Source organism: Actinomycetospora sp., from assembly GCF_055612215.1.
Map to the genome: position 1 here is coordinate 1 of NZ_JBVPVA010000142.1, position 8,301 is coordinate 8,301.

10 protein-coding genes are annotated in these 8,301 nt (G+C 76.6%); 7 read left to right on the forward strand and 3 right to left on the reverse strand.

The features are described from left to right. The coding region (locus tag AC0CYZ_RS03890; protein WP_472212523.1) for a PhzF family phenazine biosynthesis protein at positions 1–234 on the forward strand (234 nt) is incomplete at its 5' end. A gap of 89 nt (positions 235–323) precedes the next feature. On the opposite strand, the gene AC0CYZ_RS03895 is transcribed toward AC0CYZ_RS03890, so the two are convergent. Then, entirely contained in the window at positions 324–872 is a 549-nt protein-coding gene (locus AC0CYZ_RS03895; protein WP_472212525.1) for a GNAT family N-acetyltransferase, read from the reverse strand. A gap of 148 nt (positions 873–1,020) precedes the next feature. Here AC0CYZ_RS03895 and AC0CYZ_RS03900 point away from each other — a divergent pair, with 148 nt between their 5' ends. Next, on the forward strand, positions 1,021–2,136 hold the full coding sequence (locus AC0CYZ_RS03900) for an alpha/beta hydrolase (RefSeq protein ID WP_472212527.1): 1,116 nt from the start codon (positions 1,021–1,023) through the stop codon (positions 2,134–2,136). 47 nt (positions 2,137–2,183) lie between these two features. Continuing rightward, on the forward strand, positions 2,184–2,618 hold the full coding sequence (locus AC0CYZ_RS03905; protein ID WP_472212529.1) for an SRPBCC family protein: 435 nt from the start codon (positions 2,184–2,186) through the stop codon (positions 2,616–2,618). A 21-nt stretch (positions 2,619–2,639) separates the two neighbouring features. On the opposite strand, the gene AC0CYZ_RS03910 is transcribed toward AC0CYZ_RS03905, so the two are convergent. Both AC0CYZ_RS03910 and AC0CYZ_RS03915 read right to left on the reverse strand, forming a co-directional pair. Then, a complete protein-coding gene (locus AC0CYZ_RS03910; protein ID WP_472212531.1) occupies positions 2,640–3,047 on the reverse strand; it encodes a transglycosylase family protein in 408 nt (135 codons plus the stop codon). A 272-nt stretch (positions 3,048–3,319) separates the two neighbouring features. Further along, positions 3,320–4,336 carry an SAM-dependent methyltransferase gene (locus AC0CYZ_RS03915; protein ID WP_472212533.1) on the reverse strand — a complete coding sequence of 339 codons (1,017 nt, stop codon included), beginning with the start codon at positions 4,334–4,336 and terminating at the stop codon, positions 3,320–3,322. 327 nt (positions 4,337–4,663) lie between these two features. Between AC0CYZ_RS03915 and AC0CYZ_RS03920 the strand changes: the two genes are divergently transcribed. Genes AC0CYZ_RS03920 through AC0CYZ_RS03935 form a run of 4 tightly spaced genes read left to right on the forward strand, consistent with a single transcriptional unit; the run spans position 4,664 to position 8,259 of the window. Next, positions 4,664–5,863 (forward strand): glycosyltransferase family 4 protein, encoded by a 1,200-nt coding sequence (locus AC0CYZ_RS03920; RefSeq protein ID WP_472212535.1) that lies wholly within the window; start codon positions 4,664–4,666, stop codon positions 5,861–5,863. Then, on the forward strand, positions 5,860–6,657 hold the full coding sequence (locus AC0CYZ_RS03925) for a GNAT family N-acetyltransferase (RefSeq protein WP_472212537.1): 798 nt from the start codon (positions 5,860–5,862) through the stop codon (positions 6,655–6,657). Before AC0CYZ_RS03920 ends, AC0CYZ_RS03925 begins: the two co-directional genes overlap by 4 nt. Then, positions 6,654–7,595 carry a lysophospholipid acyltransferase family protein gene (locus tag AC0CYZ_RS03930; RefSeq protein WP_472212539.1) on the forward strand — a complete coding sequence of 314 codons (942 nt, stop codon included), beginning with the start codon at positions 6,654–6,656 and terminating at the stop codon, positions 7,593–7,595. The genes AC0CYZ_RS03925 and AC0CYZ_RS03930 overlap by 4 nt, the downstream gene beginning before the upstream one ends. Beyond that, entirely contained in the window at positions 7,585–8,259 is a 675-nt protein-coding gene (locus tag AC0CYZ_RS03935; RefSeq protein WP_472212541.1) for a class I SAM-dependent methyltransferase, read from the forward strand. The genes AC0CYZ_RS03930 and AC0CYZ_RS03935 overlap by 11 nt, the downstream gene beginning before the upstream one ends. The last annotated feature ends 42 nt before the right edge of the window (positions 8,260–8,301 follow it).

Below are 8,301 nucleotides of genomic sequence, written 5' to 3' on the forward strand. Positions count from 1 at the left end.
GAGGTGCGGGCGTTCGTGCCCGAGACGGGCGCGGGCGAGGATCCGGTGACGGGCTCGCTCAACGCCGGTCTCGGGATGTGGCTCGTCGAGGCGGGGCACGCCCCGCCGTCGTACGTCGCCGCCCAGGGCACGGTGCTCGGCCGCCGCGGGCGGGTGTTCGTCGAGCACGCCGACGGCGAGGTGTGGGTCGGCGGCGACACCGTCGTCGGCGTCGTCGGGACGGTCGCCCTCTAGCGGGTGTCGGATCGGGCGGGAGCACGCCGTGATCAACGGCCCTGAGTGGCTGTCCGAGGGGTCGACCCGGAACCACACGGGGCCGTTGATCATGTGACGTGGGCTTCGGGTCGGGCGTGGCGGGCGTGCACGAGGACCGCGCGGAGCGAGCCGTCGCGCATCGGGTGCGCGGGGTCGAGGTGCTCCTCGGCGAACCCGGCCCGACGGGCCACAGCCCGGCTCTCCGCGTTCCCGGGGTCGATCAGCAGCTCGAGACGGCCGACCGCCCGCTGCGCGAACGCCCACGTCACGACGACGTCGAGGGCGTCGGTGACGTACCCCCGGCCCCGCGCCCAGGGCGCGCACCAGTAGCCGATCTCGCCGAGCCCGTCGCGGACGTGCAGCAGCGCCATGCTGGCTGCCACCGTCCCCGGCACATCGAGCCCCTCGACGCAGAAGGACGCCCCGCCCTCGGCGGCCACGTCGTGCACGTGGTGGGCGAGGAACCAGTCGGCGTCCTCGCGGCGGTACGGCGAGGGCACCGTCGTGAACCGCTGGATCTCCGGGTCCTGGCACGCGCGGAAGATCGCCTCGGCGTCGTCGCGACGCCAGGAGCGCAGCCGGGTGCGGGTGCCGACGAGCACGGGTGGGTCCGCCATGCCCGCAGGATGGCCGGTGGGCGGTCCCGGCGCCCGCGTATTGCGGGAGGCGCCCCTCGTCGCGGGAACGTGGTCCGGCCCGGGCACCGCACGGGTGATCCCGCCGACCACGCGAGCCCGGGTCACCGCGTCCTCCTAGGGTGGCGGAGTGAAGTTCCCGATACTGCGCCGCGTGCTCCGGGCGCTCGTCGGGCTCCCGCGGCCCGCGAAGCGTGCCCTCGCCGGCCGTCGCGTCCAGCGCGACGGCCAGGTCCTCGACCTCGACGTCCAGATGATCCTGCGGCTGCTCGCGCTGGCCGCGGGTCCGGGCGAGGACCCGCCGCTGGTCGACCAGCGCCGGCTCACCGACGAGGCCGCGTCCGGCCTCGCGGAGGTCACCCGCGGGGTCACCAGCCGCGCCGTCTCGATCCCCGTGCCCGAGGGCGTGACCCGGGAGGCGCCCGGTGTCCTCGACGCCCGGCTCTACGAACCCGACGACCTCGCCGGCGCGACCGCGGGCCTGCTCGTGTTCTTCCACGGCGGCGGGTTCGCCCTGGGCAGCGTCGTCTCCGGCGACCCGCTCTGCCGGGCGCTCGCGCAGCAGGCCGGCGCCCGGGTGCTCTCGGTCGAGTACCGCCTCGCCCCGGAGCACCCGTTCCCAGCCGGTCTGTCCGACGCGACGGCCGCCCTGCGCCACGTCGTCACGCACCGGGCGGACTTCCGGGCCGGGGCGGTCGCGGTCGGCGGCGACTCGGCCGGGGCCAACCTCGCGCTGACCGCCGCGCACCAGCTGGCCCGCCGCGGCGAGGCGACCGCCGAGTTCGTCCTCGCCCTCTACCCCGTGACCGACGCGGGTCGCTCCGGCGGCTCCCGGGAGCTGTTCGCCGACGGCTTCGGGCTGCGCACCGTCGACGTCGAGTGGTTCGAGGGGCTCTACCTGCCCGACGGGCTCGACCCGATCCGCCCGACGGCGCTGCTCGACGCCGACGACCTCGGGGTGATGCCCCCGGCCTACGTCGCGACCGCGGGGTTCGACCCGCTGCGCGACGAGGGCGAGGAGCTGGTCGCGGCCCTGCGCAAGGCCGGGGTCCCGACGGTGGCGCGACGGTTCCCCGGCCTGGTGCACGGCTACGCCGGATTCGCGGGCCTGGTCCCCGCGGCCCGGGACGCCGTGCTCGACGCGGCATCCGCGCTGCGGGCGGGGATCGCCCTGACCGGGGCGCCCCCCTCGGAGGCCCGCGAGCACGGGATGGCGCACGAGGGCGTGGCGGCGGAGCGGGGCTGACCGGCACCGTCCGGGACGAGCGGGTCCGTGCGGGGTACTCCCGCGACATGGCCGGACCCGTGAAGGACACGATCAGCATCGCCGCCCCCGTCGCCACCGTGCTCGAGGTGGTCGCGGACCTGGAGAACACCGACCGCTGGGCGAACGAGGCGAAGTCGGCGGAGGTCGTCCGGCGCGACGACGACGGCCGCCCCACGCGGATCGTCGTGACGCTCGGGGCGATCGGCTTCACCAGCCCGTCGACCTACGACGTGACCTACACCGACACCTCGGTCACCCTGACCTGCGTCGAGGGCAAGCTGATCTCGGAGAGCGTGATCGCCTACGAGGCCGCCGAGTCCGGATCGGGCACGGAGCTGACGATGACCTCGACGATGGAGGTGACGGTGCCGGTCCCGCAGTGGGGCCTGGAGCGGGCGATGAAGCGCTCGGCCGGGAAGAACCTGGCGTCGGTGAAGAAGGACGCGGAGGCGAAGGGCTGACCCGGCCGGAGGGGGGAGCCCCTAGGACATCCCGAGCTTCTTCGAGCAGGTCGGCCAGGCGTCCCAGCCCTGCTCGGCCTGGACCTTCTTCGCGACGGCGATCTGCTCCTCGCGGCTGGCCTCGTCGGGGCTCGACGCGTACTTCCCGCCGCCGAACGCCTTCCAGGTCGACTGCGTGAACTGCAGGCCGCCCTTGAAGCCGTTGCCGGTGTCGGCGTCCCAGTTGCTGGTCGACTCGCACTTGGCGAGGCGGTCCCACGTCGAGTTGCTCTGCGGCGAGACCGAGGCGTTCGGCGCGGCCGAGGCCACGCCGGCCATGACGACGGGGGCGGAGACGGCGGCGGCGGCCACGCCGACCTTGAGGCTCGCCAGGGCGAGGCTGCCGGTCGTGTCGGCCAACGTGCTGGGCTTGCGGTGACGTCCGGGCATGGGATCGGCTCCAAGTCGAGTCGGGGCTACTCGGGCCGGAAGCGGCTGGGGAGCGGACCGGCTGGAGCAGAACCGTAATAGAACCGAGACCTATCGTCACCTCGCGTGACCGCCTTGGCGCCGTGTGTCGCGGTGAGTGGCCGAGCGGACGCGGCCGACGGCGATCGGAGCAACCGAGACGCGCCGGGACTACTCCGATCGGAGCGACGACGGTGTAGGGAGCCGAGACGAGCGGGACAGCGACAGGCCTCCGCGGAATCCGTGCGGGGCGGTCAGCGACGGAAGCCGACGGCGACCCAGTGCCCCCGCGCGGCGCCGGCACCGGCCGGGCGGCCCGGTTCGGGCCGCCACTCGTCGGCCCACACCAGACCCGGATCGACGAGGTCCACGCCGGCGACCAGCGCCGCGACCTCGGCCCGGGAACGCGCCCGCGGTACGGCGCGCGGATAGGCGGCGGTCTCGGCCTCGATCCACGGGCCGGTCCGCGGGTCGTCGTCGGTGAAGTGCGAGAGGGCGAGCGCGCTCCCCGGGGCGAGGTTCCCCAGGTACTCCTCCACGAGCCCGGCCGCGCCCTCGCGCACGTGCTGGAGCACCGAGAAGGCGAGCAGCCCCACGGGGCGGCGCAGGTCGAGCAGGCCGGCGACCCCGGGGGAGGACAGCACCGCGTCGACGTCCGCGACGTCGACCGCGGTGTAGGTGGCGGTCGGCAGCGCGGCGAGCAGGTGCTGGCCGTGGAGGGCGGCGATGGAGTCGACGTCGGTGTAGGCGACGCGGGCGTTCGAGCGGCTCCGCGCGATGACCTCGTGGACGTTGCCCATCGTGGGCACGCCCGAGCCGAGGTCGAGGAACTGGTCGATCCCGGCCGCGAGCAGGAAGCGCACGGCGCGCCGCAGGAAGGCCCGGTTCTCCCGCGCGAGCTCGACCATCCCGGGCTGGGCCCGCGTGAGCCGGTCGCCGAGCGCGCGGTCGACGGCACCGTGGGCCGCCCCACCGAGCAGGTAGTCGTACACACGGGCCGAGCTCGGGTGCTCGAACTCCTCGGCGGCCGGGGCCGCGGACGGCGGCGTGGGTCGGTCCGGTGCCGGACGATCGGGTTCCGGGGCATGCTGCGACGTCGGACGATCGGTCGGCGGCGGGTCGGGGGCCGTCAGGAGCGGCGAGGTCACCGTCGACTGGGCGGGCACGGCCACGAAGGAGCCCGGCCCGAGGGGACCAGCGGCCCCGGCATGCGTCCGGGCCGAGACGCCGCCCGGCGCGACGGACGGATGCCGGCGCGGCAGCTCGCTCACGCGGCACCTCCGCAGCCCCTCGAGCGCGTCGTCCGTCCCCTCGGCGCGGCGCTGGAATCAGTAGGGCGTCCGCGACGGCGGCGTGTCAAACGTCCAGCCCCTATCGGCCTAGCCCATTACGGCAGATTGCGCTGCGGTGTGTGAGCGATCCGGCCGCGTCGCCACGGTGCGCCCGATTCTCGGACAGCGACACCGGCCGCCGCGACACGCAGGGTCACAGGTCACGAATTGGTCACAGGCCGAGCGCCCTCGGTGTTGGGAGAGGGTTCCGCCGGAGGTCACGTCGTCGTCGGCAACAGGGACCTCGCACCGGCAACCGTCACGGACGTGCGCGTCGCGGTCGTGACCGAGTCCTTCCTGCCGCAGGTCAACGGGGTCACCAACTCCGTCCTGCACGTCATCGCCCACCTCGGGCGGCGGGGCCACGAGGCCCTGGTCCTCGCGCCGGGGGCGGGGCCCGACGAGGTCGACGGCGTCCCGGTCATCCGGGTCCCGGCGCTCGACCTCGCGATGGTCGACTCGCTGCCGGTCGGGGTCCCGACCCCGGCCGTGCGCGCGACCCTCGAGGAGTACCGCCCCGACGTCGTGCACCTCGCCTCGCCGTTCGTGCTCGGCGCCCGCGCCATCACCGCGGCCCGCCGCCTCGGGGTACCGACGGTGGCCGTCTACCAGACCGACGTCGCCGGCTTCGCCGCCTCGTACGGCGTCGGACTGACGGCCCGGGCGGCCTGGCGCTGGACCCGCCGGCTGCACGCCCGTGCCGACCGCACCCTCGCCCCGTCGGCCTGGGCGGTCGACGCCCTCGAGGCGCACGGCGTCCCCCGGGTGCACCGCTGGGGCCGCGGCGTGGACACCGGGCGCTTCCGCCCGGCCGGCGAGCACACCGACGGCGGGGCGGCCGCGGCGGCGCTGCGCCGCGAGCTGGCGCCCCGCGGCGAGATGCTGGTCGGGTACGTCGGGCGGCTCGCGGCGGAGAAGCAGGTGGAGCGCCTGGCGGCGCTGGCCGACCTGCCCGGCGTCCGGGTGGTGGTCGTCGGGGACGGACCGGCGCGTGAGCGGCTCACCGAGCTGCTGCCGGGTGCCGCGTTCCTCGGCTTCCGGGGCGGCGACGACCTCGCGACCGCCTACGCCGCCCTCGACGCGTTCGTGCACACCGGCCCGTTCGAGACGTTCTGCCAGGCGGTGCAGGAGGCCAAGGCCACCGGGCTGCCGGTGCTCGCCCCGGACGCGGGTGGCGTGCGCGACCTCGTCGAGCCGGGGGAGACGGGCTGGCTGTTCGACGCCACCGCGAGCGCGGGCCTGCGCGAACGGATCCGGGCGCTGCGCGACGACCCCGGGCTGCGCCGCCGCGTGGGCCACGCGGCCCGCGCTTCGACCTGCGGCCGCACGTGGCCCGCCGTCTGCGACGAGCTGGTGGACCACTACGCCGAGGTCGTCGGGACCGCCGACGATTCACGCGGAGCACACCACCTCGTCACGCGCGGGTCGGCCGAGCGGCGTCCGGGCCCCGTAGACACCGCGGCATGACCAGCAGCGAGGTCCTGCTCACGACCGACCGCGTCACGCGCCCGGAGGACTCCGGGCGCTACAGCCTGCTCGTCACCCGCGACGGCGAGCACGTGCGGGCCGCGCAGCGCCTGCGCCACGACGTCTTCGCGATCGAGCAGGGCGCCCGGCTCGCGCCCGGTCGCGCGGCGGAGGAGGGACGCGACGAGGACGCCTTCGACGCGTTCTGCGACCACGTGATGGTCCGCGACGACACCGACGGCGCGATCGTCGGGACCTACCGGATGCTCGCCCCGGAGGGCGCCGCCGCGGCGGGCGGGCTGTACTCGGACACCGAGTTCGACCTGTCCGCGCTCGCCTCCCTGCGCCCGCGGCTGGTCGAGGTCGGCCGCTCCTGCGTGCACCCTGACCACCGGACCGGCACCGTCCTGTCGCTGGTCTGGGCCGGGATGTGGCGCTACCTGGTGCTCACCGGGCACCGCTGGCTCGTCGGGTGCGCGAGCGTCCCGCTGGGTCCCGACGGTGCCCTGCCCGGGTCGGTGTGGTCCCTCGTCGCCCGGAAGCACCTCGCGCCCGAGGAGTACCGCGTGGTGCCGCACCGTCCGGCGCCGATCGGTCCCGACGGCGCCGGCGACGTCCGTCGCGCCCGCCTCGAGACCCCGCCCCTGCTGCGGGGCTACCTGCGCCTCGGCGCCCGGATCGGCGGCCCGCCCGCGCTCGACCCGGACTTCGGTGTCTCCGACCTGTTCGTGCTGCTCGACCACACCGCGATCGACCCGCGGTGGCGGCGTCACCTGCTCGGGGAGGACGTGTGAGCGCAGGGCCGCCCGGGACCGGCTGGTTCCCCACCTCGCCGTGCGGGAGGGCGTGCCTGCCGGTCCCCGCGCCAGACGCCGGGCTCGCCCGGGCGGGGCGGCTCCTGCGCACCGCCGTGCGGCTCGGTGCGCTCGCCGTGACGCTGCTGCTGGGCGCCGTGCTCGCCCTCGCGGCCCCGGTGCTCGGGCCGCGGCGCGTCGGGCGCCTCCAGGCGGGGTGGTCGGGACTGCTGCTGGCCGCGGCCGGGGTCCGCGTCGTCGTGACCGGGCCGCGGCCGGGGCCGGGCTCCCTCGTCGTCGCCAACCACGTGTCGTGGCTCGACGTGCTCGCCCTGAACCGCGTCGTCGACCTGCGCCTGCTGGCCAAGACCGAGGTCCGGGACTGGCCGCTGATCGGGCCGATGGCCGCGCAGGCCGGCACCGTGTTCCTGGCCCGTGAGCGGCTGCGGGCCCTGCCCGAGGCGGTCGCGACCGTCGCCGGCGTGCTGCGGGAGGGCGGCTGCGTCGGGGTCTTCGCCGAGGGGACCACCCGCTGCGGCCGCGACCTCGGCGGCTTCCGGCCGGCCGCGCTGCAGGCCGCGCTCGACGCGGACGCCCCGGTGGTCCCGGTCGCGCTGTCCTACGCCGACACCGTCGGCGCCCCGGACGCCGCCGCGGCCTTCGTCGGCGACGACTCGCTGCTCGCCTCGCTCGTCCGGGTCGCCGCGGCGCGTCGGACCGTGCTCACGGTGCGGGTGCTCCCGGTCCAGGTGCCGGTGCGCGTCGCCGGTGCGCCCGCCCGGTCCCGGTGCGCGGTCGCGCGCCGGGTCGCGGCCGCGATCGCCGCGGCGCTGCCCGCCGCCGACGCCGACGTGCGGCCCCGTCCGGCCGTGCACGCCGCGCCGGTCGCCGTCGTGGCCGCCGACGTCGGTCTCGCGGAGGTCGGCCGTGTCGCCTGAGGCCGGGGCCCCGGGAGCCGGCGGGACTCCTCGGCCACAGGAGCCTCCCCGGCGCGACCGGACCGGCTCCGCGCGGTTCGCCGCCGAGTTCGTGCGCTCGCCGGTCGCGACGGCCTCGGTGTGGCCCAGCTCCACCGCCCTGGCCCGGGCGGTCGCCGACGCGGCGCTGGCGCACTGCCCGCGCCCCGACCCGCTGGTCGTGGAGCTCGGGGCCGGCTCCGGGGCCTTCACCGTCGAGCTGGCGCGGCGGCTCGGTCCGCGGGCCCGCCACCTCGCGGTCGAGCTGAACCCGGCGCTGGCCCACCGGCTGGCGCAGCGGCTCGAGCACGTCGAGGTGGTCCCGGCCGACGTCGCCGAGCTCACCACGCTGCTGGCGCTGCGGGGGCTGCCGGGCGTCCGGGGCGTCGACGTCGTCGTGAGCGGCCTCGGGTGGTCCGCGACCCGGCCCGGCCGCGCGGACTCGCTCCTGCCCGTCGTCGCGTCGACCCTCGCCGACGACGGGGTCGTCGTGCAGTTCGGCTACACGTTCACCCGGTGGGCCGCGCCGGCCCGGGCCCTCGAGGCCGAGCTGCGGGACCTGTTCGCGGAGGTCACCACGTCCCCGACGGTGTGGCGCAACCTGCCGCCCGCCGTCGTGCACCGCGCCGCCCGCCCCCGTCGGTAGGCCGCGCCTCGTGAGGGGCACGCCCGGCGGCCCGGGCGGCTC